Genomic DNA, 26063 nt, shown 5'->3' with positions numbered 1-26063 from the left:
CTTTTTGAACCTGGCATAGCCATGCACCATTTCGACTACCGCGACGGCGAATTGCACGCCGAGGCGGTGAACCTCACCCATATCGCGCGCACGGTGGGCACGCCGTTCTACTGCTATTCGACCGCGACGCTGGAGCGGCATTATCGCGTGTTCGCGGAAGCATTTGCCGATGTGAACGCGATCATCTGCTATGCGATGAAGGCCAACTCCAACCAGTCGGTCCTGAAGACGTTTGCGCGGCTGGGGGCCGGCGCCGACGTCGTCTCCGGCGGAGAGCTGAAGCGCGCACTCGCAGCCGGCATTTCGCCCGACAAGATCCTGTTCTCCGGCGTCGGCAAGACCGCCTCCGAGCTGCGGATGGCGCTCGAAGCGGGAATCCTGTCGATCAACGTCGAATCCGAAAGCGAGCTCGAGCTGCTGTCGCAACTCGCCGCAAATGAGGGGCGGACCGCGCGGATCTCCGTCCGTGTCAATCCCGACGTCGATGCAAAGACCCACGCGAAGATCGCCACCGGCAAATCCGAGAACAAGTTCGGCATTCCGCTGACACGCGCGCGAGAAGTCTATGCCCGCGCAGCCAAGTTGCCGAACATCGTCGTCACCGGCGTCGACATGCATATCGGCAGCCAGATCACCGATCTTGCGCCGCTGGGCGATGCCTTCACTGTGTTGGCCGAGTTCGTGCATGTGCTGCGCGCCGATGGGCACACGATCTCGCATATCGATTTCGGTGGCGGCCTCGGCATCCCCTATCGCGCCGGAGAGGAAGCGCCCCCGGATCCAAGGGCCTACGCCGACGTGGTCAAGCGCGCCGTGAAGGGTCTCGATTGTACGCTGCTGTTCGAGCCCGGGCGCCTGCTGGTCGGCAATGCCGGCATCCTCGTCACACGCGTGCTGTACATGAAGCCCGGCGAGGCAAAGAATTTCGTCGTCATCGACGCGGCCATGAACGATCTGGTGCGGCCGACCCTCTACGAAGCGCATCATGACATTCTGCCGGTGAAGCAGCCGCAGGCCGGGACGCCGACGATCACCGCCGATATCGTCGGACCGGTCTGCGAGAGCGGCGACTACATGGCGAAGAACCGCACGTTGCCGGAGCCGAGAGAAGGTGATCTCCTGGCGATCATGAGCGCCGGCGCCTATGGCGCCGTGCAGTCCGGCACCTACAACACCCGCGCGCTTGCGCCCGAAGTGCTGGTCAAGGACGATCGCTATGCCGTGGTGCGGCCGCGCGTCGAGGTCGAGGATATCATCGCGCTCGACCGCGACGCGCCGTGGCTCGGGAATCAGTAGCCGATAACGACGGGGCTTGAACTTACCGTAACATTCCGCCGTCGATCGGGATGACAGTGCCGGTCACGTAGTCCGAAAGGTCCGTGCACAGGAACTCCACGACTTTCGCGCAGTCTTCCACCGTGCCCTGCCGGCGGAGCGCGATGCGCGCCGCGGGGTCGCGGTTGGCGCCACTGCTGCCGGGGATGACCGTGGTCATGATGCGTCCGGTCGCAATCGAGCCTGGCGCAATGCAGTTTGCCGTGATGCCGAACGGGCCGAGTTCCTGCGCGAGGTAGCGCGTGTAATGGGCGATCGCCGCTTTCGCCGCGCCGTAGTGGGCATAGCCGCCGTCGGCGGACGCGCTCAGGCCCGCGGTCGAGCTGACCGTGACAATCCGACCCGAGCGCTGCTCCTTCATGTGCGGCGCAACCGCGTTGACGAAGTAGATGGTGCCGTAGAGGTTCATGCCGACGACCAGCTGCAGCAGCGCCGGGTCGAGCGTCGAGGCTTTGGTCTCGACCGGCTTGCCGCGCCCGCCGCCCGCGTTGCACACCAGAACGTCGATGCGTCCCCATTTCTTTGCGACGTCGGCGACCATCGCGTTGACCGCTTTCTGGTCGTTGACGTCAAGCTCGTAGCCAAGCGCGCTGCCGCCGCCGGCTTCGATCTCAGCGACGGTGCTGTCGCCCGTCATGTCCTTCGCCTCGATCTCGAACTCCTCGTAGGACTTCAAATTGAGATCGCAGAGCGCAATCTTTGCGCCGAGCGAAGCGAGCCTGCGTGCGTAGGCCCGGCCAAGGCCTCGTGCGCCGCCGGTGACGATGGCGACCTTGCCGTCGAGCTTTCCCATGGTTCCTCCCGTTTCCGTTCTGCTTGTTGCTGAAGCCAATTCTAGCAGCCCGGCCGCAGCTCAAGCTGTGCGGAATCGGAAACGAGAGGTTGCGTCGCGAACAGAGCGACCGTTGCTGGAGCGCTACGCGCTCGGCTCGACATCCAGCTTGGCGACCCAGCCCTTGAGCGCGCTGGTCGGCGCTGGATAGCGTTCCAGGACTTGCGGATCATGACCCGGCACGATGTGCTTCAGCGACGGAGCAAGCGCTTTCAACTTGGCGTAGCCTTTGATCGCATCGTCGGCGTTGTAGGTGATCGGAAACACCTTGTTCTGCTCGAGGTTCTCGTAGAGGTGGCTTGCGTCGGAGGCGAGTACGACGTCGCCGCGCGCCGTTCTCACGCGCACCGCCTGCAGGCCTTTCGAGTGCCCGCCGATGTGATGCACGGTGATGCCCGGCGCGACCTGATCCTCGCCGTCATGATAGGTGACGCGGCCGGCATAAACCTTCCGCACCAGCGCGGTGACGTCATCTGCCTCGAACGCGACCCGCATCTTCTCGTCGCACATGCAGCGGCCGGTGGCGAAATCCATCTCGCAGTCCTGCAGGTGGTAGCGCGCATTCGGAAACGCATCGTAATTGCCCGAATGATCGTAGTGCAGGTGCGTGATGATCACGTCGCCGACCTTGTCCGGCGCGAAACCGGCCGCTTTCAATGCTTCGGCGACCGGCTTCATGATCTGTCGCTCGCGCCTCTTGGCCATCGCCTCGTCGAAGCCCGTGTCGACGACGATCGTCCGGTCCTTGTTGGTGACGACCCAGACGTAGAAATCGAGCGCCTGTGAAGCTTGATGTGGATCACCGCCGATGAAGTTCATGGCCGCGGTGCGCGGGCTATGGTGAGCATACTTGACGGCATAGACTTCGTAGGTATCGGTCATCGCCTGTCCCTCACTTCGAGATTGGTTGTCGTGACTTGCCGCCGACCTGGACGCCTGCGGCCTTCTCGATCGGCTTGATCGCCGAGGTGAAATCGGACTCCGGGCCCATCTCCTTGATCACGGTCTCCCATAGCCGGCCGACCGCTTCGGCAACCTCCATCGACAGCCCCATGGCCTTCATCTCTTCAAGGCAGAGCCGGACGTCCTTGACCATCAGGCCGGTGGCGAAGCCGAAATCGAAGGTGCGCGGCAGGACCGATTTCGGAAACTTGTCGCGGCTCGCCGTGTTCATGCCGGAGCCGGCATTGATGACGTCGATCATCACCGCTGGGTCGAGCCCGGCCTTCACGCCCATCACCACGGCTTCAGACGTCGCGACCATGGCGGTGGCCGACAGATAGTTGTTGGCGAGCTTCATCGTCTGGCCCGCGCCGGGCCTTTCCGAGATGAAGAACACCTTGCCGATCACGTCGAGCGCAGGCTTCACCAGGTTGAAGTCGCTGCGCGGACCCGACGCCATCACCGCCAGCGTGCCTTTCTCCGCGCCCCCGACGCCACCGCTGACCGGGCTGTCGATCTGAACGATGTTCTTCGCCGCCAGCAGGTCGTGGATGCGGATCGCCATTTGCGATCCTGTCGTCGACAGGTCGACCAGCCGTTTGACGCGCTTGCCTTCGATGACGCCGTCCTTGCCGGTTGCGACGTCGAGCGAAATCTGCAGCGATGGCAGGCTTGCCATCACCGTTTCCGTGCGGTCGGCGACATCCTTCGGCGAGGTGGCGGCCTGCGCGCCGAGCGCGACAAGTTTGTCCATTGCCTCGCGGCGGGTGTCATGGACGACGAGTTGGTGCTTCGCCTCGATCAGGCGACGGGCCATCGGCAGGCCCATCTTTCCGAGGCCGATGAATCCGATTTCCATCGTGCGTGTCTCTTTGTTGTTCGGGAGTTACTTCTTGTCGAGTTCGGCGAAGGCTTCGCGCGCGAGGCGGAAGCTGTCCACGGCGGCCGGAACGCCGGCATAGATCGCGACCTGCATCAGCACCTCGCGAATCTCGTCCTTCGTGACGCCGTTGGTTAGCGCCCCCTTAATGTGCAGCTTCAATTCATGCGGACGGTTCAGGATCGCGATCATGGCGATGTTCAGCATGCTGCGGGTCTTGCGCGGCAGTTCCTCGCGACCCCAGACGGCGCCCCAGCAGTACTCGGTGACAAGTTCCTGGAATGGGCGGTTGAAGTCGTCGACATTTTTCAGGGCGTTTTCGACATACTGTTTGCCGAGCACCGCGGTGCGGACCTCTACGCCCTTGTCGAAAGTTTTCTTGTCCATGACGCATCCTCTGGTTTGAACCGGCGTTAAACTACGTTTTCTTGCGCGCGCCGTCACGCATTCGTGAAGCTAAGATGTTGATCGCCGGATGAAAAACGTTCCGATGGTCAGAATTGCCGGTAGGATCGTTGCGTGTTCGAGGCATTCGTGACCGCGCCCTCGGAAGGCAGGTTGCGCCGCGCAAGTCGTGCCTCACTGATGCCGCCGTGATAGGCTTAGGTTTGGCCGAGCGCATGGAGAAGACGTTTGGACAGAAGCAGTCCCGGACCGCACAAGACCCACGCGACCGCCGATCCGCTCGCCCGGCTTCAGCTCGAGCAGGCACTTCGCCGCGCTAAATACGCGATCGCCTGGGAGCGCCTCTGGCCGACGCTCGCCCGGCTGTTGACGGTCATCGGGCTTTTCCTTGTGGCCTCCTGGGTCGGACTGTGGCTGTGGCTGCCGTCGAGCGGCCGCGCGATCGGACTGGCGCTGTTCGTCCTTCTGGCGCTCGCAGCTCTCGCCCCGCTGATTTGGTTCCGCTGGCCCAGCCGCATCGAGGCGCTCACCCGGCTCGATCGCGGAACCGGCATCCGCCATCGGCCTGCAACCACATTGACCGATACGCTGGCGTCGCAGGACCCGGTCGCCCAGACGCTCTGGCGCGTGCAGCGCGAGCGCACCCTCGCGTCGATCCGGAACATCAAGGCAGGTCTGCCGTCGCCACGATTGGCGATCCACGATCCCTGGGCGCTGCGGGCGCTGGTGGTGGTGCTGCTGGTTGCGACGGCAATCGCCGCCGGCGGCGACCGGCGCGCACGCATCGCCGCTGCGTTCGACTGGCAGGGCGTGCTCGCGCCCGCGAACGTGCGGCTCGACGCCTGGGTCGCGCCGCCGGCTTATACCAACAGGCCGCCGATCATTCTGTCCGGCGCCGTCAACGCTCAGAACGCCCAGACTACGCCAAACACCAACACGCTGCAGGTGCCTGCCGGCAGCACGCTGGTTGTCCGTGCCAGCGGCGGAAGGCTCGATGTCCTCACCAGCGGTGGAATCACCGAGGCCGCTGCAGACGACAAGCCGCCACCGGCCGGCACCGAAGAACGCCGCTACACCATCGCGGCCGACGGTGTTGCGCAGGTACGCGCGCCGTCTGGCCTGCCGTCATGGCGGTTTGCCGCCGTGCCCGATCGGGGACCATCTATATCGCTGGCGAAGGATCCGGAGCGGCAGGCGCGGGGTTCGCTGCTGATGTCCTATAAGCTCGAGGACGACTACGGCGTCACGGAAGCGCATGCGACCTTCGCTGCACGCAACAGCGATAGCGCCGCCCAGGCAGCGCGGCCGCTCTTCGCGCCACCCGACTTTCCGCTGGTGCTGCCGAATGCGCGCACGCGCAACGGCGTCGGCCAGACCGTGAAGGACCTGACTGAGCACCCCTACGCCGGCGCCGACCTGAGGTTGACGTTGCGGGCGAAGGACGAGGCCGGCAACGAGGGGACGAGCGCGCCATTCGACATGAGGATGCCGGAGCGGCTGTTCGTCAAGCCGTTGGCGCGTTCGCTGATCGAACAGCGCCGCAACCTTGCGCTTGACGCCAACAAGCGGGACGAGGTGAAGGATGCGCTCGATGCGCTCATGATCGAACCCGAGCAGTTCACGCCCGAGCTCGGCCACTATCTCGGGATGCGCACGATCTACGAGCAACTGACGCACGCGAAGGCCGATGACGATCTCAAGGAGGTCGTCGGCAATCTCTGGGCCCTCGCCGTCACGATCGAGGATGGCAACATCAGCGACGTGGAGCGCGCGTTGCGGGCCGCGCAGGAAGCGTTGCGTCAGGCGCTGGAGCGCGGCGCATCCGACGAGGAGATCAAGAAACTCACCGATCAGTTGCGCGCGGCGCTCGACAATTTCATGCGCCAGCTTGCCGAGCAGTTGCGCAACAATCCGCAGCAGCTGGCGCGCCCGCTCGATCCGAACACGCGCGTGATGCGCCAGGACGATTTGCGCAACATGATCGATCGCATGGAGCGGATGTCCCGCTCGGGCGACAAGGACGCTGCGAAGCAGCTGCTCGACCAGATGCAGCAGATGCTCGAGAACCTGCAGATGGCGCAGCCGGGTCAGGGCGGCGACGATATGGAGCAGGCGCTGAACGAGCTCGGCGACGTGATCCGCAAGCAGCAGCAGTTGCGCGACCGCACCTTCAAGGAAGGCCAGGATTCGCGCCGGCAACGCGGCCAGCGCGGTGGCGAGCAGAACGACAACCAGAACGGCATGGGCGACCTGCAGCAGGATCAGCAGGCCTTGCGCGACCGTTTGCAGTCGCTGCTGGATCAGTTGGGCAAACAAGGCATGCGCGAGCGCGGCCAGGGCCAGAAGGGTGAAAAGGGTCAGCCTGGACAGCAAGGTCAGCAGGGCCAGCAGGGTCAGGGTCAGGGTCAGGGTCAAGGTGAGGATGGCGATTCGCTCGGCGATGCCGATAACGCGATGGGCGACGCCGGCAATCAGCTCGGCGACGGCAATGCTGATGGCGCCGTCGGATCGCAGGGTCGGGCGCTGGAAGCGCTGCGGCGTGGCGCACAGAACCTCGCTCAGCAACTGCAGCAGGGCCAGGGCGATGGCAATCCGAATGATAACGGCCCGTCCAACCAGGTGGGCAGGCAGCAGAACAGCGGTCCCAACGCCGATCCGCTCGGGCGCCCGCTGCGCGGGCGTGAGTTCAGCGACGATTTCTCGGTGAAGATCCCGGGCGAGATCGACGTGCAGCGGGTCCGCCGCATCCTCGAAGAGTTGCGCCGACGCTTCTCCGATCCGGAGCGGCCACAGCTCGAGCTCGATTACCTCGAACGGCTTCTGAAGGACTTCTAGTGTCCCGAATCCGAAGTTCGCTATACTTTGCAGCGAGTTCAGAGCGAACTTCGGATTCGATCAGGACACTAGCAAGTTTATGATTCTAGTGTCGTTTATAGATCAGAAATTCGCACGATGGACTCGCGGCAGCGATGGTGCGAATTTCTGATCTACGACACTAGCCGCGCGATGCCAACGCGTCGGCGACCGCCGTGCGAATATCGGCGACCGCAAAGGGCTTGGTGACGACATCGTGGACGATGACGTCGAGGCCTGAGGCGCGCTCGCGCTGGTCGGCAAAGCCGGTCATCAGCAGAATGGTGAGTTTCGGAAAGTCGCGCTTGGCGGCAAGCGCCAGCGCAATGCCATCCATCACCGGCATCTTGATATCGGTGAGCAGCAGGTCGAAGCCGCCATCTTCCTTGATGAGCACTTCGAGCGCTTCGGCGCCGTCTTCGGCCGTCGTCGTCTCGTGGCCGTCCATGGCAATCGCGCGCGCCACAAGCTGGCGCATGGATTCTTCGTCGTCGGCGATGAGCACTCGGGCCATTACACGCTTCCTGTGGCCAGATCGCGCTTATGGAAGAAGCGGACGATGATTGAATGCGCCTCCGTGGGCGGCGAAGCAAGACGCGACTTGAAGGCGATCTTCTCGCCGGGCCTGATTGCGGCCTGGTCGACCACCGAGTTCCAGGCGTAGATGTCCGCGCCGTTCGCGTCCTGCACGACGAATCGAAGGCGGGGAATCTCGACCGCTTTGCGCGAAGTCGCGGCAATCGCGCCTTCGATGACGTAGACGCGTTGGCCGCTCACCGTTTCGGTGGAGATCTTGACGTCCTCGAACGTCAGGTTGCGCAAGTTTACGCCAAGCCCGGTGGCCTGAAAGAACGCCGCCGTCTGCGGCAGCAGGCGTACCACGTCGTTCCGCCAGATGATAAGCGCGAGCACGAGAGCGGCCATGGCGGCGATCGTTGTCGCCGGGCTGAAGCTCAAGCCTCTTGCCCGGCCCGAGCCGAAAGCAAACTGCCGTAGGCGACCAGCGCGGGTCTGTCCCGGACGTGATGGCGCCGAGTTGGCGTCGCCGCGGTGCCGGCCGGTCCAGTCCGGGGCCGGCGCGCCATCATGAACGAGCGGCGGGCTTTCGATTTGAGGAAGGAGATGATCGACCGAGGGGGGCGGCAGGTCCGAAGCCACAGCAGCCTCATGGGCGCCGGCTCGGTCCCCGTCGACGTGAACGAGAGCATTGGCCCGTCCCAGATCCTGAACCCGCGCGTGCCAGGTCTCGCGGCAGCGGACGCAGCGCACCGTCCGTCCGGCCGCACCGAGCGTGGACGCCTCCACGTCATAGGAAGTTCCACAATTCGGGCAAACGATATTCATGGCCAACTCGCCTTATTGACGCCACCACGTTAACAGCGGTCTGTTAACGAATCGGAAACCATAACGGCCCCAAAACATCTCAAGGGATTGGGGCGAAGGGGTAGCCGGGCCTGGGCGCCTGGATTTCGCATGCGGGAAAACCGGGCAAAGGATTGTCATCCGCGTCGTGTCGAACGGAGCTGACCATGGTCCGTTTCGAGAACGTCGGCTTGCGCTACGGGCTTGGCCCGGAGGTGCTGCGCGACCTGAGTTTTGAGATCGGGGCGCGCTCCTTCCAGTTTCTGACCGGGCCGTCCGGTGCCGGCAAGACGTCGCTGCTTCGCCTGCTGTTTCTTTCCCACCGCCCGACCCGCGGACTGGTCAATCTGTTCGGATTCGAGGTCTCTCGGTTGAACAAGGAGGCGGTGGCGAACCTGCGCAAGCGGATCGGCATCGTGCTGCAGGATTTTCGCCTGCTCGATCATATGACGACCTACGAAAATGTCGCGCTGCCGTTTCGTGTCATGGGTCGCGAGGAGTCAAGCTATCGCCGTGAGGTGATCGATCTGCTGCACTGGGTCGGTCTCGGCCATCGCATGGATGCGCTGCCGCCGATCCTCTCCGGCGGCGAGAAGCAGCGCGCGGCGATCGCCCGCGCAGTGATCGCGCGGCCGAGCCTGCTGCTTGCCGACGAGCCGACCGGCAACGTCGACCCCACGCTGGCGCGGCGACTGCTGCGGCTTTTCATCGAGCTGAACAAATCCGGCACCGCCGTCGTGATCGCCACCCATGATATCACTCTGATGGATCAGTATCCGGCCAAACGCATGGTGCTGCACGAAGGACGGCTGCACGTCTATGAATGAGATGCCGTCGCCAGGGAAACTGCCAGGGCCAGAATCCACTGCTGGCCGACCGTTGCCGCCCACCGCGCGCAACGTGTCTCCAATCGTGCCGCGGTCGACGATCTCCGGCCGCGCGCTGATCGTGGTGGTGGCGATCATGACCTTTCTTGCCTCGATCACCACCGGTGCGGTGCTGCTGGTGCGGGCGTCGGCAGCGGAATGGCAATCCGACATTTCGAGCGAGATGACGATCCAGGTGCGACCCGCACAGGGCCGCGACCTCGAACGGGACGTGCGCGCGGTGGTGGAAGCGCTGCGCGTCACGCCGGGCATTCTCGACGTGCGAGCCTTCTCCGACCAGGAATCCGGCCGTCTGCTCGAGCCGTGGCTCGGCACCGGGCTTTCGTTGAACGATTTGCCGGTGCCGCGCGTGATCGTCGCGCGGGTCGCGCCGGGAGGTGCTGTCGGTATGTCGGATTTGCGCGAGCGGCTTGCGCAGGTGGCGCCGTCGGCATCGGTGGACGATCACCGCGCCTGGATCGAACGCATGCGCACCATGACCAACGCCACCGTGTTCGCAGGGCTGGGCGTCCTTGCCCTCGTCATCATGGCAACGGTCATCTCAGTGTCCTTCGCGACGCGCGGCGCGATGGCCGCGAACCGCCCGATCGTCGAAGTGCTGCATTTCGTCGGCGCCGGCGACCGTTACATCGCCAATCGTTTCCTGCGCCACTTCCTCCGGCTCGGTCTCGAAGGCGGCCTGATCGGTGTTGGCGCGGCGGTGCTCCTGTTCGGTTTTGCCGAATCGATAGGCGGCTGGTTTTCGGGCACGCCCGTAGGCGATCAGTTCGCGGCGCTGCTCGGCACGTTCTCGCTGCGGCCATCGGGCTATCTGGTCCTGGTAGCGCAGGCCATGCTGATCGCCATCATCACCGCGTGGTCATCGCGGCAAACGCTGCTTGCGACTCTGGCCGATGTTGACTGATTTGAATCGATTGCTTGACAATTGCGTCACAGCGGGGCCGGATTCCGCGTTAAAGTTCGATCGAAGGATCGCTCGACGACCGCCATGATATCGGGTCACGCAAACAAGGCCGGACATATCGCGTCGCTGCTGCTAGGCGCGCGCGTGCTGCTGCGTGCGTGCGGTGTCGTTCTCGTGGTCATCCTCGGCGGGTTCATCTGGTTTCTTGCGCAATTGCAGTCTGACGAGGCTCCGCCGAAAAATCCCGCCGACGGCATCGTCGTGCTGACCGGCGGTTCGTCGCGCGTGTCGGATGCCGTCGATCTGCTTGCCAACGGCTATGGCAAACGCCTCTTGATTTCCGGCGTTCACTGGTCGACCGGAACCGGAGAGCTCTCCCGCTCGCTGCGCGACAATGCCTCGTGGCTCGCCTGCTGCGTCGATCTCGATTACTTCGCGTTCGACACCCGCGGCAACGCCACCGAAACCCGGCGGTGGGCGCATGAACGAGGCTTCCGTTCCCTGATCGTTGTGACGTCGAACTACCACATGCCGCGGGCGATCGTGGAACTGTCCCACAGCATGCCGGACGTCGTTCTCATTCCGTTTCCAGTGATCGGTGAGAAGTGGCGCGACGAGCCGTGGTGGGCGAGCGGCGCGGCGGCGCGGCTCTTGGTGACTGAATACGCCAAATTCCTCGCTGCCGGTGTGCGCGTGCACTTTGACGATTGGGTCTTGCCGGAGACCCCGTCTGCACCGCCGATCGAGGTGTCGCGCAAGCGCGCGTCTGCCGGCAACTGACCGGCCCGCCCATGATCTCCATCTTCATGCGCTCGCTCGTTTTCAACGTCGGGTTTTACCTGTCGTTGTTGGTGCATATGGTGGCGGCAATCCCGTCGTTTTTTCTGCCGCGACAGGTGCTGTTCAGCGTGGCGAAGTCGTGGGCGCACAGCATGACGTGGATGCTGCGAGTGTTCTGTAATATCCGCGTCGAGTACCGCGGACTCGACAAGATTCCGCAGGGGCCGCTGCTGGTCGTCGCCAAACATCAGTCGGCCTGGGAGACGGTCGCGCTGCTGCCGCTCTTCCGCGAGCCGCTGTTCATCCTCAAGCGCGAACTCACATGGATCCCGCTGTTTGGCCTCTTCCTCCTGAAGGGGCAAATGATCCCGGTCAATCGCGCCGCGGGCGCCCGCGCGCTGTCGAAGATGACCGCGCTGGCCCGCGAACGGGTGAGGCATGACCGCCAGTTGATCATCTTTCCGGAGGGCACCCGTCGGCCCGTCGGTGCAGAGCCGCGCTACAAGTACGGCGTGGCACAGGTGTATGTCGATTGCGGCGTGCGATGTCTGCCTGTGGCGCTCAATTCCGGCCTGTTCTGGCCGCGGCGGACGTTCCTGCGCTATCCGGGAACGATCATTGTCGAGTTTCTCGATCTGATCCCGCCCGGGCTGTCACGCGACGAATTCCTGGCGCGCGCCAGTGACGTGATCGAGACGGCGACCGCGAAACTTGTTGCGGAAGGACGTCAGGAGCGCGCGCGACTGATCGGCGATCTTGCGCCGCTTGACGAACCTGTCGCCGAGGCCTGATCCGTTAGCGTCGCGTCACGATTTTCGCAGAGCGACGACGAGGCGATGCAGGCCTGGATCCCTGTACCCGTCGCGCTCCAGCGCCTCGACGGTTGAGACCACGTATTCGCTGTTCGGGCCCGACTGCCCATGTCCCTGCCGGATCAGATGCAACTGCGCCTCGAGCGACAGGCGTCCGGCATATTGCACATGGCTGCGGTCGGCGACGTAGGCGAGGGCGCTGACGCGCTCGCGCGCATCGCCGTCGAGCCAGACGCTGCGGATCACTTCACGATAAACGGTCGTCACCTGCTCGCGTTCGCGCAGATAAGCGATCGTCGCCATTCGATGCTCCTCGGAGACGCGAAACGCCACCCCGTTGCAGGCACCGCCGCGGTCCAGCCCCAGGACGAGGCCCGGCTTCTCCGGCGTGCCGCGATGATGGAAGGAGTAGATGCACAGCGCCCGGTGCTCGCCGATCAGCTTGGCCGGCCGCTTTTCGATGAAATCAAAGCCCGGCCGCCACATCAGCGAACCGTACCCGAACACCCAGAGGTCGCCACGTGGAAGGTCCTGTTCAAGCACGGTTTTTGCAGTCATACCAGACGCTTACCAGCCCGATTGCGGCGGTGCAACGATCCGGGACTTGATCGCAATTTCGGCAAACATTGCGCCGACAAGGCGCCTTGCCCATAGAACGAGACTCTCATGCAAGACGATTTACATCCGCCGCGCAGGCGCTCCCGCTGGCCGCTCTTCGTCATGCCCGGCCTCCTGCTCGTTCTTGCGGTCGGCTGGAGCGCGTTTTGGTTCTATGCGTCGTCGCAGGTGAGCACGCAATTCGACCGCTGGCGCACGCGCGAAGCCCAGTCGGGGCGTGTCTATGACTGCGGCAAGCTCACCGTCGGCGGCTATCCGTTTCGCTTCGAAGTGCGGTGTGAGAACGCGAGCGTCAACCTGATCTCGCAGACCGCCAACCGCAGATTTGGCCAGGGGCGGCTGCCGGAGATTCTCGCCGTCGCGCAGATCTATAATCCAAAGTTGTTGATCGCCGAATTCGAAGGCCCGCTCACGGTGACCGAACAGGGTGAGCAGCAATCCCTGACCATCAACTGGAGCAAGGCGCAGAGCAGCGTCTATGGACTTCCGGTGTCGCCGGAGCGCATCGCGCTTGTGGTGGACGAGCCGTCGCTGGAAGCAGCAACGGCGTCAGGACGCACGCCATTGGGACGTGCGAAGCAGTCCGAACTGCATGGCAGGATCGTGGAAGGCTCGGCCAGCGCCAACCCGGTGATCGAGGTCGCCTGGCAACTGATGCAGGCGAGCGCCAACGCGCTGCATCCGGCGTTGAGCGAAGCGTTCGATGCGACTGTCCAGGCGCGGATGAGCGGGCTGAAGGACTTTCGTCCAAAGCCCTGGCCTGAACGCTTCCGCGAGATCCAGGCCGAGAACGGACGGATCGAGATCCTGCAATCGCGGCTGCAGCAGGGGGCCATGGTCGCGGTCGCAACCGGTTCGCTTGGCATTACCCCGCAAGGCATGCTCGACGGCGAGCTGCAAATGGTGGTCGCAGGGCTCGAGAAGATCGTGCCGGCGCTCGGCCTCGACAGGATCCTCGAGCAAGGTGTGCCCCAGGAAACCCTCGATCGGTTGGCGCCCGGCTTGAAGGCCGAACAGGTCGACAAGGCGATGGGCGCGCTCGACCGGCTGATCCCGGGTCTCGGCAACGTGGTACGCCAGCGGGCGCCCGCGGCGCTCGGCGCCGGCGTTGCCATGCTCGGACAGAAGACCACGCTTGAAGGCAAGTCGGCGCAGGCGTTTCCGCTGCGGTTCAGCGACGGCGCGGTGTTTCTCGGACCCATTCGCCTCGGACAGGCGCCGCCGTTGTTCTAGTGCGCCGGTCTCGACGCGTTCGGCGCCGCGCTCGCAAATCCCGTCAGGGCTTATCATCCTCGCCTTTCGGCGGTAAGCCCTGATGCGGGCGGCCGAAGTCGGGACTCGCCGCGTCTTGTCCGATACTCAGAATGCCGCGCCGGATCGCGCGCGTGCGCGAAAAGTGCTCGAACAGCGCATCGCCGTCGCCGCGGCGAATGGCGCGGGTCAGTTTCGAAAGGTCCTCCTGGAATTCGCCCAGCATCTCCAGCACCGCGTCCTTGTTGTTCAGGAACACGTCGCGCCACATGGTCGGATCGGATGCGGCAATGCGGGTGAAGTCACGGAAGCCGCCGGCGGAGAACTTCAGCACTTCCGACTCGGTGACCCCTTCCAGCTCCTCCGCGGTGCCGACGATCGTGTAGGCGATGAGGTGCGGCAGGTGGCTGGTGATGGCGAGGACGAGATCGTGGTGCTCAGCCGTCATCGTTTCGACATTTGCGCCGAGCGCCTGCCAGAAAGCCTTCAGCCGCTCGATGCCGTCCGGCGAAGCCGCCTCGGAAGGTGTGAGAATGCACCAGCGATTGACGAACAGCTCGGCGAAACCGGCGTCGGGACCCGAATGCTCGGTGCCCGCCACCGGATGCGCGGGAATGAAATCGATGGTGTCGGGCAGATGCGCGGCCATGTCCTTCAGAACCGCCGCCTTGACCGAGCCGACATCCGAAACGATCGCACCGCTCTTCAGATGCGAGGCGATGTCCTTCGCGACGGCACCGTAGGCGCCGACCGGCACGCAGGCGATGACGAGGTCGGCGTCCTGCACGGCCTCCGCATTTGTGTCCGTAATCCGATGCGCCAGCCCAAGCTCCTGCGCACGCTGGCGTACGTCGGCCGAACCGTCCGTGGCAACGACCTCACCCGCAAGGCCGAGCGCGATGGTGCCACGTGCGATCGACGAGCCGATCAGTCCGAGACCGATGATCGCAACGCGCGGAAAGAAGGAAGATGCGTTCACCTGCGTGCCCAATACTTCAAGCTGCCAATTCAACTGCCCTGGAAATCGCGCAAAGCCTCGACCACCAGCCGGTTGGCTTCCTCGGTGCCGACCGTGAGACGCAGCGCATGCGGCAGCTTGTAGTTCTTCAGGCCTCGCAGCACGAGGCCGCGCTTGGTGAGGAACGCATCGGCGTCGTCGGCGGTTCGTCTCTTTTCCTGCGGGAAGTGAATCAGGATGAAGTTTGCAACGCTGGGCGTGACCTTCAGCCCGAGCTTGCCGATTTCCTCGGTCAGCCAGCCGCGCCACTGATCATTGTGTGCGCGTGCGTGTTCCAGATAGGCGGTGTCGGCGAGCGAGGCGATCGCCGCCAGCATCGCCGGCGTGGAGACGTTGAACGGTCCGCGGATCCGGTTGATCGCGTCGATGATATGCGCAGGCGCATACATCCAGCCGACCCGGAGCGAAGCAAGGCCGTGGATTTTGGAAAAGGTTCGGCACATCACCGTGTTCTCGGTGGTGGCAACGAGTTCGATGCCCGCCTCGTAGTCATTGCGCGAGACATATTCGGAGTAGGCGGCGTCGATCACCAGCAGGACGTGCGGCGGCAGGCTGCGCTGCAGTCGCTTGATCTCGTCGAACGGGACATAGGTTCCGGTCGGATTGTTCGGATTGGCGATCCAGACGATCTTCGTGCGCGGGGTGACGGCGGCGAGGATCGTATCGACATTTGCGGTGAAATCGGTCTCAGGAACGACAACGCATTTTGCGCCGTTCGCCATCGTCGCGATCGGGTAGACCAGGAAGCAGTGCTCGGTCATGATCGCTTCGTCACCGGCGCCGAGAAAGGCGTGGCCGAGGAAGTTCAGGATTTCGTCGGAGCCCGCGCCGCAGACGATCCGATCCGGATCCAAACCAAAGCTCTTGCCGATCGCTTCACGCAGCACCCGGGAGGAACCTTCCGGATAATCCTCAAGGTGCAGGGCGCACGCCTTGAAGGCTTCGATGGCCTTCGGCGATGGCCCAAGCGGCGTCTCGTTGGCGGACAGCTTGAAGACGCGGGCAACGCCGGGCGCGCTGCTCTTGCCCGGCACGTACGGGGCAATATCGAGAACGCCGGGTCGCGGCACGGGGCGGGACATTGGAAACTCCAACTGGTCGTATGTCGTGTGATCGACTGATCGTGAGGGTAGGCGGTCACGCAACCGGCCGCGCACCCTCTGGCGTGACGGTATAGCGGCGCGCATGGCTGCCGACGAGGGCGGTCGAGCGCACCGAGGCGCCTGCCTTGATCAGCGCCGATTTCAACCTGTCCAGGCCGTCGCGCGCCGTCACCGACGCGAGCAGCGCTGCGCCGTCGAAGGCCGTATCCGGCACCGCTATGATCTCGGCCAGCGGCGAGACAGCGCGCGCGACGTCGGCGCTCCAGCCGGACACGCGGATCGAGAACATCTCGACCTCGGTGACCATCGCGTCGTCGGCGACACGCGATATCACGAACACCGGCAATGCGGCTGGATGATCGGCGCGCTCGAGAAACGGCAGCCGGGCAATGATCTTCGGCGCGTCGGCGGGCTCGAGCGCCGTCCACCACGCCGATCGGCTGTCGGTGGCCGACACCAACGCAAGATCGCCTTTCGATCTAGAGAGCGCTTCCACCGCGGCACCGGCACTGAAATGCGGAACGAACGGCACCGAGAAGCCGAAGTGAAAACGTGCGGAATCGCGCATGGCCGAGTCGCCTGCGGACAGGTCCGCATGCATCGAGAAAGGCGCCTGCACGTAAGTGAAGGTCGATATGATGACGCGCCAGATGCTCTCGACAGTGTCGAGCGGCAACATGCCTTTGTGACGCTCGACGATGCGGCGCATCATGTCGGCTTCGCGCGCAGGCCGGAATGCCGAGCCGACCTCCTGGGTCTTCTTCACCGAAATCAGCCGGTCGATGATCTCGCCGCGCTCCATCAAAAGACCGTGCATCTGCTCGTCGATGCGATCGATCTCCTTGCGCAGGTCCTGTAACGAGGGCGCAGACTGTTGTGGCGCGCCGGCCGGCGATTTCGACATGGGCATGACCTTCAAGAGCGCTCAGCGCCGGCCGCATTGATAGGAAAGACCGGCTGCGAAAGCAAAGAAAACATTGGCGAATTTGGGCGGCCGGACCGCTTTGGTCGCCGCTTGCTTGACGAAAAGGTCGTGCAGGATTAAGACCTTGATCTCGTCGTGGTCATTTGAGCCGGCCGGCTTGCAGCCACGTTAAACAACTTGCTAAACAGGCCGGGGACAAATTGGATCCCGGCCGAACTTCCGTTCAGGCCGGTTTTTTATTGGCCCGACCGGTTGCCTGCGAATTTGGGGTTGCGCCGCAAGGCGCGACCGGTCGAGGAGGCCGAACGAGAATGGTCAATTTGTACCCTGTGCCGAGTCAGAGGGCGGACGTGCAGGAACGCGTACGCGAGGCGGATCATCCATCATCGCATGTGGTGACGTTCGGCGCCGACCAGCCGCTGCAGCTCGATTGTGGAATTGCGTTGTCGCCGTTCCAGATCGCCTACCAGACCTATGGCGAACTCAACGCCGAACGCACCAACGCCATCTTGATCTGCCATGCGTTGACCGGCGATCAGCACGTGGCAAACACGCATCCGGTCACCGGCAAGGGCGGCTGGTGGGACACGCTGGTCGGTCCCGGCCTGCCGATCGACACCGACCGTTACTTCGTCATCTGCTCCAACGTCATTGGCGGCTGCATGGGCTCCAGCGGACCGTTTTCGACGAATCCGCAGACCGGGCAGGTGTGGGGCCTCGACTTTCCGTTCATCACCATTCCCGACATGGTGCGCGCGCAGGCGATGCTGATCGACCACCTCGGCATCGAGACGCTGTTCTGCGTCGCCGGCGGCTCGATGGGCGGCATGCAAGTGCTGCAATGGGCGTCGGCCTACCCGCAGCGCGTATTTTCCGCGCTTCCGGTGGCCTGCTCAACGCGACACTCGGCGCAGAATATCGCTTTCCACGAGGTCGGGCGGCAGGCGGTGATGGCCGATCCCGAGTGGAAGGGCGGACGTTATTTCGCCGAAGGCACGCGTCCGCGGCGCGGGCTCGCTGTCGCGCGGATGGCGGCGCACATCACGTACCTGTCCGACCCAGCCCTGCACCGCAAGTTCGGGCGCAGGCTGCAGGACCGTGAAGTACCGACGTTTTCGTTCGATGCCGACTTCGAGGTCGAGAGCTACCTGCGTCATCAGGGGTCGTCGTTCGTCGAGCGCTTCGATGCCAACAGCTATCTCTACCTGACCCGCGCGATGGACTATCTTGATCTTGCCGCCGACCATGACGGCGTGCTGGCGGAGGCATTCCGCAACACGCGCACGCGCTTTTGCGTGGTGTCGTTCACAAGCGACTGGCTGTTTCCGACGACGGAGTCGCGCGCGATCGTGCATGCCCTCAATGCCGGCGGAGCGCGGGTGTCGTTCGCCGAAATTGAGACCGACAAGGGCCATGACGCATTCCTGCTCGATGTGCCGGAATTCTTCGATATCGTTCGCGCCTTCCTCGACTCGGGTGGTGCGGCGCGCGGCCTGATCCGGAAAGGCTGACCATGGCGATTGCTCACGAATTCGCAGGCACCGAGCCGGCGGCTCATGTGCCGCACACCTATCGCGGCGATCATCTGCTGGTCGCCGGGATGGTCGAGCCCGGCTCGCGGGTTCTGGACGTCGGTTGCGGCGACGGCGATCTCTTGCGCCTGCTGGAAGCCCGTGGCGTTGACGGTCGCGGCATCGAGCTTTCGCGCGAAGGCGTGAACCGTTGCGTGGCAAAGGGCCTCGCCGTCATCCAGGGAGACGCCGACACTGATCTGGCCGATTATCCCGACGACGCGTTCGACTATGTGATCCTGTCGCAGACCTTGCAGGCGACGCGACAGCCGCGTGTGGTCCTCGAGCACATGCTGCGGATCGGGCGGCACGGCATCGTCTCGTTCCCGAATTTCGGCCATTGGCGCATGCGCCTGCAATTGTTGCTGAAAGGCCAGATGCCGCGCACCGAGGGCCTGCCGGCGACCTGGTACGACACGGCGAACATCCATTTCTGCACCATCAAGGATTTCGTCCAGCTCTGCGACGAGGTCGATGCGCGCATGGACCGTGCAGTCGCGCTGAACACCTGGGGCACGCCGCTGCGGTTCAACGCGCCATGGTGGTTCTGGAATTTGTTCGGCGAGCAGGGCGTGTTCCTGCTGAGCCGCGCCGGCAAGGCCCGCTAGCCCGGAACGTGCTCGTGATCGGCGCGGCCGTCGCGGCCAGGCCCGAGAGTGACGGCGTCAGGATCCGGCGAGCGTGAACGCTTCGTTGATGGCGCTCTGGATGCCGCCGCCCATCACCGCGCCGCCGCCAGCGACGCAGATCTCGTCGCCCACCAGCGCGGCGCCGAGGCCGTGCCGCGGAGTGAGCATCGGCGCATACTGCTCCCATGAATCCTTGGCGGGATCGTATGCCTCGTTCTGGCCGAACACCCGATTGGTGCCTTCCCCGCCCATGACGAAGAGCTTGTTGCGGTAGAGCACCGCGCCATGGCCCGAGCGAGCGGTCGGCAGGGGATTGCGCATCTGCCATTTGTCTGTCGACGGGTCATAGGCATGATGCAGGTTCGAATTGGTGTGAAAGGAATCGACGCGTCCTCCCACGACGTGGATGAGATTTCCGACGACGACCGTCCCGGTGTGGTCGCGTGCGGTCGGCATCGGCGCGCGGGCGTCCCACTGGTTGGTCTTGGGATCGTAGACGAGATGCCAGTCGATCGACTTCTTGGTGTCGAACGTATCGCCAATTGCGCCGCCTATGCAGTGCAGTTTGCCGCCAAAGGCAACCACCGCAGCCGAACCGACCGGCCGGGGCAGGAACGCAATCGCCTGCCATGCGTCGACTGACGGATCCCAGACATAGCAAGCCGAATGGGGCTTGCGGTTCTGTTCGAGAAAACCGCCGATGGCGTAGAGCTTGCCGTCGAGAAAAGCCACGCCGATGTGGTTCGCGCCGCGCGGGATGGGCGCGGCCACCGTCCAACGATCGGATGCGGCGTCGTAGACATGGTGATAGGGGCGATCGACCTGCTGCGCGCCATAACCGCCGACAATGTGCATCTTGCCCTCATGGGCCGTGCCCCAGGCCATCTCGCTTCGCGGGAGCGGAAGGTCCGCCTTCGCCATCCAGCGGCCTTGCTGGGCCGCTTTCGGTGCGGGACTGTCGAACACGCTCTGGATGGTCGCGAGCTCGGGGCGCAGAATTCGGCCTGGCTCTGTCAGTTTCTCGTATTGGCCATGGCCGGCGTGGCCGGCATGTTGCGCGAGGGCAGGCGCTGCGCCGAGGAATGCAAACCCGTTGGCGATGACGAAGCGTCGATCGAGACGGAGCATCGTTTTCTCCCGCTTTCGTTTCTCCCGCTTTCTTGCCCTGTCGGCTTTAGACGTCTCCGACGGGCGCGACGGCATCGCCGGCAGCGATCCTGCCGTCGGCAACGACCTCGGCGTAGATGCCGCAGTTCGCATGGCCCAGGTTGCGCATCATGGTGTGCGGCAGGTTGAGATCACGGGCGGCCGTCGCCGGGTCGACATTGATGGCCGCGCAGCGGACGATCGGCTTGGTGACGCTGAGGCGCGCATCGCCGACCGAGAGCGTCTGGCCCACCTTCTCGAGTTCGCTCCAGGCTGGCCAGCCGGTCACGTAGAGATTGGCGCGAAAGCGGAGGGGATCGACCGGTTGGCCGACGATGTCCTCCAGCGCAGCGACGCTGGCAAGGTTGATGATCGAAACCACCTTTTTGGCCACGTCCGAGAAGCTGTGATTGCCACCTGAGAGCACCTTCGGCGGACCTTTCAGCTCGTTCGCACAATAGGCCTTGAAATACGCCTCGATCGTCGCCCGGCCATCGGCGGTCTCGAGGTCGCCGCGCGCAACTTCGGCGCCGCCCTGACGGATGGTCAGCACATGGCTGTCGTCGTCATAGTGCGCATCGAGCGCAGCGAGCCGCTCGTCGCGCATCAGCATCAGAAAGTAAGTTTTCGGAAAATACTTCGGATCGGCCGGGTCGAAACCGCTCGGGCCGTTCTCGATCGCATAGCGCCGGTCGTTCGGCAGCGGCTGGCCCGTGCTCAGCATCACGGTCGGAAGTTGCTCCGGCGTCAGGCCTTTGACCGGGTAACGGTAGATGCTCTGGATGTATGCGCGCATGCTCATACCGCAGCTTTTAAGGATTCCGCGCCGGCGGCGCCAGCAACGAATCATATCATTCGACGACAGTCGTGTGCGCCCGTTTTGCGTCCGATCGCAACGAAAGCCGGCCCGGCCTCTTCAAAATTGTGAGGGCTGATCCCACATCTGCAGCAAGCCGGGCCCGTTCGGGCCGGCGACGACCGCACGAGCTTTGCGTTGGATCAAGGTTTTGCGCGGACACCCCAGTGACGATGCGATCGTCCGTGCCTTCGGGGCGGGATTCGCAGGCCGAGGGAAGGGATAGTTATGAATATCGAAAAGTACACCGAGCGTTCGCGCGGCTTCATCCAGTCTGCGCAGTCGCTGGCGACCCGCGAGGGTCATCAGCAGTTTTCTCCTCTGCACATCCTCAAAGTATTGCTCGACGATCCCGAAGGGCTCGCGGGCGGTCTGATCGACCGCTCGGGCGGCAATTCGCGCGCGATCTTGAAGGCGACCGAGGATGCGCTGGCGAAGATGCCGAAGGTTTCCGGCAGCGGCGCGGGACAGATCTATCTCGCCCCTGCGACCGCGCGTCTGTTCGATGCGGCGGAGCAGGCGGCCGAGAAGGCCGGCGATGGCTTTGTGACGGTTGAGCGGCTATTGCTGGCGCTGGCGTTGGATAAGGATTCCGAGGCCGGCCAGATCCTGACCAAGGGTGGTGTCAGTCCGCAGAATTTGAATGCGGCGATCAATGCGCTGCGCAAGGGCCGCACCGCCGATAGCGCCACCGCCGAGAATGCTTACGACGCATTGAAGAAATACTCCCGCGACCTGACGCAGGCGGCGCGCGACGGCAAGATCGATCCCGTTATCGGCCGTGACGAGGAAATCCGCCGCACGATCCAGGTGCTTTCGCGCCGGACCAAGAACAATCCCGTCCTGATCGGCGAGCCCGGCGTCGGCAAGACCGCCATTGTCGAAGGTCTCGCCCAGCGCATCGTCAATGGCGACGTGCCGGAAAGCCTGAAGGACAAGAAACTGCTCTCGCTCGACATGGGCGCGTTGATCGCCGGAGCCAAGTACCGCGGCGAGTTCGAGGAACGGCTGAAGGCCGTGCTGCAGGAAGTCACCGGCGCGGAGGGCGGCATCATCCTTTTTATCGACGAGATGCACACGCTGATCGGCGCCGGCAAGGCCGACGGCGCCATGGACGCGTCGAACCTCCTGAAGCCGGCACTGGCCCGCGGCGAACTGCACTGTATTGGCGCGACCACGCTCGACGAATACCGCAAGCATGTGGAGAAAGACGCTGCGCTGGCGCGGCGGTTCCAGCCGGTGTTCGTGTCCGAGCCGACCGTCGAGGACACCATCTCGATCCTGCGCGGATTGAAGGACAAGTACGAGCAGCATCACGGCGTACGTATCACCGACAGCGCGTTGGTGGCGGCGACGACGCTGTCGAACCGCTACATCACCGACCGGTTCCTGCCCGACAAGGCCATCGATCTTGTCGACGAGGCGGCCGCGCGGCTGAAAATGCAGGTCGATTCCAAGCCTGAGGAACTAGACTCGACCGACCGCGAGATCGTGCGCCTGCGCATCGAGCAGGAGGCGCTGAGGAAGGAAAGCGACGCCGGCTCGAAGTCGCGCCTGCAGAACCTCGAAAAGGAACTGGTCGATCTGGAGAAGCGATCGGCCGACCTCACCTCGCGTTGGCGTGCGGAGAAGAGCAAGCTTTCCGACGCACAGAAACTGAAAACGGAACTCGACCAGCTGCGGATCGAGCTCGCCAACGCCCAGCGCAAGGGTGAATACCAGCGCGCGGGCGAGCTGGCCTACGGCCGTATTCCGGAGCTCGAGAAGAGGCTCTCCGAGATCGAAGCGAAGGAAGATCAGGGCACGATGGTCGAGGAGGCCGTCACCGCCGATCACGTCGCGCAGGTTGTTTCGCGCTGGACCGGTGTGCCGGTCGACAAGATGCTTGAAGGCGAGAAGGAAAAGCTCCTCAAGATGGAGCATCAACTCGCCAAGCGCGTCATCGGCCAGGCCGAAGCGGTGAAGGCGGTCTCGACCGCCGTTCGTCGTGCACGGGCCGGCCTGCAGGACCCCAATCGTCCGATCGGCTCGTTCATGTTCTTGGGCCCGACGGGCGTCGGCAAGACCGAGCTGACGAAGGCGCTCGCTGAATACCTGTTCGACGACGAGACCGCGCTGATCCGCATGGATATGTCGGAATACATGGAGAAGCATTCCGTTGCGCGGCTGATCGGCGCGCCTCCAGGCTATGTCGGTTATGACGAAGGCGGAGCTCTGACAGAGGCGGTGCGGCGCAGGCCCTATCAGGTCGTGCTGTTCGACGAGATCGAGAAGGCGCATCCTGACGTTTTCAACGTGCTGCTGCAGGTGCTCGATGACGGGCGACTGACAGACGGTCAGGGCCGCACCGTGGATTTTCGCAACACGCTGATCATCATGACGTCGAATCTCGGTGCGGAATTCCTCGTCAACCAGCCCGAAGGCGAGGACACGTTTGCGGTGCGCGATCAGGTCATGGCCGTCGTGCGCGCGAGCTTCCGCCCCGAATTCCTCAACCGGGTGGACGAGATCATCCTGTTCCACCGCCTGCAGAAGAGCGAGATGGGCAAGATCGTCGACATCCAGATGCGACGGCTCGCGAAGCTTCTGGAGGAGCGTAAGATCGTGCTCGACCTGGAGCCGGGCGCGCGCGACTGGCTGGCCGAAAAAGGCTGGGATCCGGCTTACGGAGCTCGTCCGTTGAAGCGCGTGATCCAGCGCAACGTGCAGGATCCGCTCGCGGAAATGATCCTTGCCGGCCAGATCAAGGATGGCGAGCACGTGAAGATCGCGGCCGCCTATGATGGCCTGACGTTCAACGGCAAGATCGCCGCGTCGGCCAACGACGATGCGTTCGAGGGGCCCGGCTCGGTCAAGACTGCGGCGGGCGGCAGGACACGCACCAAGCACTGAGGGTGTTCGAAAGAACCGTAGGGCCACGGCCGCAACCGCGGTCCTGGCCTTACGTGGCCCGTACAGCGATTTCCTTCGAGAGGCCGCTGATTGCGGCAATGTCCAGACTGACGGATGGCGCTCGGCACTCCGAATGCCGCGCGTCTGTCGCTGCTCGCGTCAGCGCGGCACGATGCTGCGCGTGATCGGCGCGTCGGCGGACTGTCCCTGTGCCATGCGTGCGCCGCCGCGGTTGTTCATCATGCTTTCGAGACGGTCGCGCTCTTGTTCGAAGCTTGTGAGCAGCGAGCCTTCGAGCGAGCGTCCGCGCGGCAGGCGTACACGTAACGGATCGACGAATCGTCCGTTCACCAGGATTTCGTAGTGAACATGCGCTCCGGTGGAGAGACCGGTGGAGCCGACATAGCCGATGACCTGGCCCTGGCGCACACGCTTGCCGACTTCGATGCCCTTGGCATAGGCCGACATGTGGCCGTAGGCGGTCTCATATCCGTTCGGATGCTTGATGCGGATGTATTTGCCGTAGCCGCCTTCCCAGCCGACGCGCTCGATGGTGCCGTTGCCGGACGCGAAGATCGGCGAGCCGTAGCCGGTGGCCCAGTCGACGCCGGTATGCATGCGCGAAAAGCCGAGAATCGGATGGCGCCGTGAGCCGAAGCCCGAACGCATCATAGCGTTGCTGACCGGCTTGCGGACGAGGAACTTCTTCGCGCTCTTGCCGGTTTCGTCATAGTAGTCGACGACCGAATCGTCCGGCGTCTGAAAGCGGTAGTACTTCTTGGTCTCGCCGCCGACGGTGAGTGAGGCGAACAGCACTTCGGCTTTTGCGTCCAGGTTCGGTGCTTCGTCGTCGCCAGAGAAGAAGACCTCGAACGAGTCGCCGGCCTGGACCTTGCGCTGGAAGTCCACATCGTAGGAGTAGACGCGGATCATGTCCTCAATGACGTTCGTCGGCACCTTGTTGCGTAGCGCGGTCTCGTAGATGCTCTGATAGAGCCGGACACCGCTGCCGTCGTCCTCGCCATCATCGTCGTCGCCGACTTCCGCTGTGACCGTCGGCGTGTTGAGGCTGGCAACATCGACGTTGACGTATTTGCCGAGATCGGAGAGCGCGACCACGGCCTCGGCCGCGGTATCGTTGGCGACAACGACACGCACAGCTTGCGGCCTGCGACCTGGGCCGGGCGGCATCATCAGCACGCGCAGCTTCTGCCCTTCCTTCAGTCCGCCGTCCCGGCCGCGCGCTCCAAGTTGAGCGACGATGGCCTTGATCTCCTCCGCAGAGGCGCCCTGGTCACGCAGGATCGTCGCAACGCTCTCGCCTTTCTTGACGATGTGAACGCGTTCGTTGGTCGCATGTCCACCGGTCGCCTGCTCCTTGGTCTTTTCGAGCAGCGTCACGTTCTCCGGCACGACGCGCGCCTCAAAGCCGGCATACGGATCAACCTGTCCCTCGGCGGCGTAAGCAAGACGCATATCCGATGGTGAGCCGGCGGAGGCATAGCGCACGCCGCCCGTCGCGTTGCCGTTCCCGCGCCAGTTGGAGGCTTCGCGGACACGCAGCATGACCTCTTCGACGGGGATCGTCGTGGCGATCTTCGCGCGCGGCAGGATCGTACCGAGATCGCGTGTGACGAACGAGACTTCGGCGTCGGGAGCCGCGTCTTCCGAAGCTTGCGATTCTTCTGCCGACGCGGGCAGGGGCGAACCTACATCGGCCAGCAGCCGCTGCGCATTGAATGCGGGAATCTTTGCCGAGAGTTCACTCGTGGTGAGCGACAAATTGCCGGCGATGCGGATGAAAGGGCGCACCCGCATGACGTCGCGATTGCCAACGCGCTCTGCGCGAGAGATGCGAATCACCTGGCGAGCGGCGGTCGCTTCGCTCGGCGGCGGCAGACGATCGGTCTTGCGTGTCGTCGCCTTTTCGTTGGCGCTGAATGCGCCGCGCAAGGCGCCCTCGATGCGCTCTGGCATCGAAGCGAATGTCGTCTCGCCGTCGAGCGCTGTAAAAACGGCGCCGCCGATCAAGGCCGCGCCGCATAGACCTGTGAGGATCGTG

23 protein-coding genes and 1 riboswitch (1 of these 24 cut by a window edge) are annotated in these 26063 nt (G+C 64.0%); of the genes, 10 read left to right on the top strand and 13 right to left on the bottom strand.

Annotation, left to right across the window (positions count from 1 at the left end; genetic code table 11):
* The first annotated feature begins 21 nt into the window (after nt 1-21).
* Nucleotides 22-1296 carry a diaminopimelate decarboxylase gene (lysA, locus tag RCO31_RS22920; protein WP_308970829.1) on the top strand — a complete coding sequence of 425 codons (1275 nt, stop codon included), beginning with the start codon at nt 22-24 and terminating at the stop codon, nt 1294-1296.
* A 22-nt stretch (nt 1297-1318) separates the two neighbouring features.
* Here lysA and RCO31_RS22915 read toward each other — a convergent pair whose 3' ends face one another.
* From RCO31_RS22915 to RCO31_RS22900, 4 genes are all read right to left on the bottom strand, one after another.
* Nucleotides 1319-2128, bottom strand: coding sequence for an SDR family NAD(P)-dependent oxidoreductase (locus tag RCO31_RS22915; RefSeq protein ID WP_308970828.1), 810 nt, complete (start codon nt 2126-2128; stop codon nt 1319-1321).
* Nucleotides 2129-2251: 123 nt separating this feature from the next.
* Nucleotides 2252-3049: an N-acyl homoserine lactonase family protein gene (locus RCO31_RS22910; protein WP_308970827.1), complete on the bottom strand. Its 798-nt coding sequence runs from the start codon at nt 3047-3049 to the stop codon at nt 2252-2254.
* A gap of 10 nt (nt 3050-3059) precedes the next feature.
* Nucleotides 3060-3968 (bottom strand): NAD(P)-dependent oxidoreductase, encoded by a 909-nt coding sequence (locus RCO31_RS22905; protein ID WP_308970826.1) that lies wholly within the window; start codon nt 3966-3968, stop codon nt 3060-3062.
* 27 nt (nt 3969-3995) lie between these two features.
* Nucleotides 3996-4376, bottom strand: a complete 381-nt coding sequence (locus tag RCO31_RS22900; protein WP_308970825.1) for a carboxymuconolactone decarboxylase family protein — start codon at nt 4374-4376, stop codon at nt 3996-3998.
* Nucleotides 4377-4622: 246 nt separating this feature from the next.
* Here RCO31_RS22900 and RCO31_RS22895 point away from each other — a divergent pair, with 246 nt between their 5' ends.
* Nucleotides 4623-7229: a TIGR02302 family protein gene (locus RCO31_RS22895; RefSeq protein WP_308970824.1), complete on the top strand. Its 2607-nt coding sequence runs from the start codon at nt 4623-4625 to the stop codon at nt 7227-7229.
* Between the two features lie 160 nt (nt 7230-7389).
* Here the strand turns inward: RCO31_RS22895 and RCO31_RS22890 are convergent, their stop codons facing one another.
* Nucleotides 7390-7761: a response regulator gene (locus RCO31_RS22890; RefSeq protein WP_308970823.1), complete on the bottom strand. Its 372-nt coding sequence runs from the start codon at nt 7759-7761 to the stop codon at nt 7390-7392.
* Nucleotides 7761-8591, bottom strand: coding sequence for an MJ0042-type zinc finger domain-containing protein (locus RCO31_RS22885; protein WP_308970822.1), 831 nt, complete (start codon nt 8589-8591; stop codon nt 7761-7763). The genes RCO31_RS22890 and RCO31_RS22885 overlap by 1 nt, the downstream gene beginning before the upstream one ends.
* A 185-nt stretch (nt 8592-8776) precedes the next feature.
* Here RCO31_RS22885 and ftsE point away from each other — a divergent pair, with 185 nt between their 5' ends.
* From ftsE to RCO31_RS22865, 4 genes are all read left to right on the top strand, one after another.
* Nucleotides 8777-9436, top strand: coding sequence for a cell division ATP-binding protein FtsE (gene ftsE / locus RCO31_RS22880; RefSeq protein WP_308970821.1), 660 nt, complete (start codon nt 8777-8779; stop codon nt 9434-9436).
* Nucleotide 9437: 1 nt separating this feature from the next.
* Nucleotides 9438-10400 carry an ABC transporter permease gene (locus tag RCO31_RS22875; protein ID WP_308970941.1) on the top strand — a complete coding sequence of 321 codons (963 nt, stop codon included), beginning with the start codon at nt 9438-9440 and terminating at the stop codon, nt 10398-10400.
* A gap of 84 nt (nt 10401-10484) precedes the next feature.
* Nucleotides 10485-11180, top strand: coding sequence for a YdcF family protein (locus tag RCO31_RS22870; protein ID WP_308970820.1), 696 nt, complete (start codon nt 10485-10487; stop codon nt 11178-11180).
* Between the two features lie 11 nt (nt 11181-11191).
* Nucleotides 11192-11971: a lysophospholipid acyltransferase family protein gene (locus RCO31_RS22865; RefSeq protein ID WP_308970819.1), complete on the top strand. Its 780-nt coding sequence runs from the start codon at nt 11192-11194 to the stop codon at nt 11969-11971.
* A 15-nt stretch (nt 11972-11986) separates the two neighbouring features.
* On the opposite strand, the gene RCO31_RS22860 is transcribed toward RCO31_RS22865, so the two are convergent.
* Nucleotides 11987-12550 carry a gamma-glutamylcyclotransferase gene (locus RCO31_RS22860; protein WP_308970818.1) on the bottom strand — a complete coding sequence of 188 codons (564 nt, stop codon included), beginning with the start codon at nt 12548-12550 and terminating at the stop codon, nt 11987-11989.
* Between the two features lie 108 nt (nt 12551-12658).
* On the opposite strand from RCO31_RS22860, the gene RCO31_RS22855 reads away from it, so the two are divergent.
* Complete coding sequence (locus RCO31_RS22855) at nt 12659-13843, top strand: DUF2125 domain-containing protein (RefSeq protein ID WP_308970817.1); 1185 nt, start codon at nt 12659-12661, stop codon at nt 13841-13843.
* 43 nt (nt 13844-13886) lie between these two features.
* On the opposite strand, the gene RCO31_RS22850 is transcribed toward RCO31_RS22855, so the two are convergent.
* From RCO31_RS22850 to RCO31_RS22840, 3 genes are read right to left on the bottom strand one after another with little or no spacing between them, the layout of a single operon-like run.
* Nucleotides 13887-14840, bottom strand: a complete 954-nt coding sequence (locus RCO31_RS22850; protein ID WP_308970816.1) for a prephenate/arogenate dehydrogenase family protein — start codon at nt 14838-14840, stop codon at nt 13887-13889.
* 29 nt (nt 14841-14869) lie between these two features.
* The gene (gene hisC, locus RCO31_RS22845; RefSeq protein WP_308970815.1) at nt 14870-15961 is read right to left on the bottom strand and encodes a histidinol-phosphate transaminase; all 1092 of its coding nucleotides are present in this window, start codon (nt 15959-15961) and stop codon (nt 14870-14872) included.
* Nucleotides 15962-16016: 55 nt separating this feature from the next.
* Nucleotides 16017-16886, bottom strand: a complete 870-nt coding sequence (locus tag RCO31_RS22840; protein WP_308970814.1) for a chorismate mutase — start codon at nt 16884-16886, stop codon at nt 16017-16019.
* 146 nt (nt 16887-17032) lie between these two features.
* Nucleotides 17033-17112: riboswitch (SAM riboswitch) on the top strand.
* Between the two features lie 106 nt (nt 17113-17218).
* Here RCO31_RS22840 and RCO31_RS22835 point away from each other — a divergent pair.
* Together RCO31_RS22835 and metW are read left to right on the top strand one after the other, a co-directional pair.
* Nucleotides 17219-18418: a homoserine O-acetyltransferase gene (locus tag RCO31_RS22835; RefSeq protein WP_308970813.1), complete on the top strand. Its 1200-nt coding sequence runs from the start codon at nt 17219-17221 to the stop codon at nt 18416-18418.
* Between the two features lie 2 nt (nt 18419-18420).
* On the top strand, nt 18421-19086 hold the full coding sequence (gene metW, locus RCO31_RS22830) for a methionine biosynthesis protein MetW (RefSeq protein ID WP_308970812.1): 666 nt from the start codon (nt 18421-18423) through the stop codon (nt 19084-19086).
* A gap of 57 nt (nt 19087-19143) precedes the next feature.
* Here metW and RCO31_RS22825 read toward each other — a convergent pair whose 3' ends face one another.
* Both RCO31_RS22825 and RCO31_RS22820 read right to left on the bottom strand, forming a co-directional pair.
* The gene (locus tag RCO31_RS22825; protein ID WP_308970811.1) at nt 19144-20235 is read right to left on the bottom strand and encodes a kelch repeat-containing protein; all 1092 of its coding nucleotides are present in this window, start codon (nt 20233-20235) and stop codon (nt 19144-19146) included.
* A gap of 46 nt (nt 20236-20281) precedes the next feature.
* Nucleotides 20282-21055: an MOSC domain-containing protein gene (locus tag RCO31_RS22820; protein ID WP_308970810.1), complete on the bottom strand. Its 774-nt coding sequence runs from the start codon at nt 21053-21055 to the stop codon at nt 20282-20284.
* 282 nt (nt 21056-21337) lie between these two features.
* On the opposite strand from RCO31_RS22820, the gene clpB reads away from it, so the two are divergent.
* Complete coding sequence (gene clpB, locus RCO31_RS22815) at nt 21338-24001, top strand: ATP-dependent chaperone ClpB (RefSeq protein ID WP_308970809.1); 2664 nt, start codon at nt 21338-21340, stop codon at nt 23999-24001.
* Between the two features lie 159 nt (nt 24002-24160).
* Here clpB and RCO31_RS22810 read toward each other — a convergent pair whose 3' ends face one another.
* A protein-coding gene (locus RCO31_RS22810) for a M23 family metallopeptidase (protein WP_308970808.1) crosses the window boundary here: on the bottom strand, nt 24161-26063 show its 3' portion. The gene runs 146 nt beyond the window's last position; only the last 1903 of its 2049 coding nucleotides appear in the window; its start codon lies off the right edge, out of view; the stop codon is at nt 24161-24163.

Source organism: Bradyrhizobium sp. LHD-71 (genome assembly GCF_031157255.1).
Classification (GTDB): Bacteria; Pseudomonadota; Alphaproteobacteria; order Rhizobiales; family Xanthobacteraceae; genus P52-10.
This window is presented reverse-complemented; position numbering and strand designations above follow the sequence as displayed.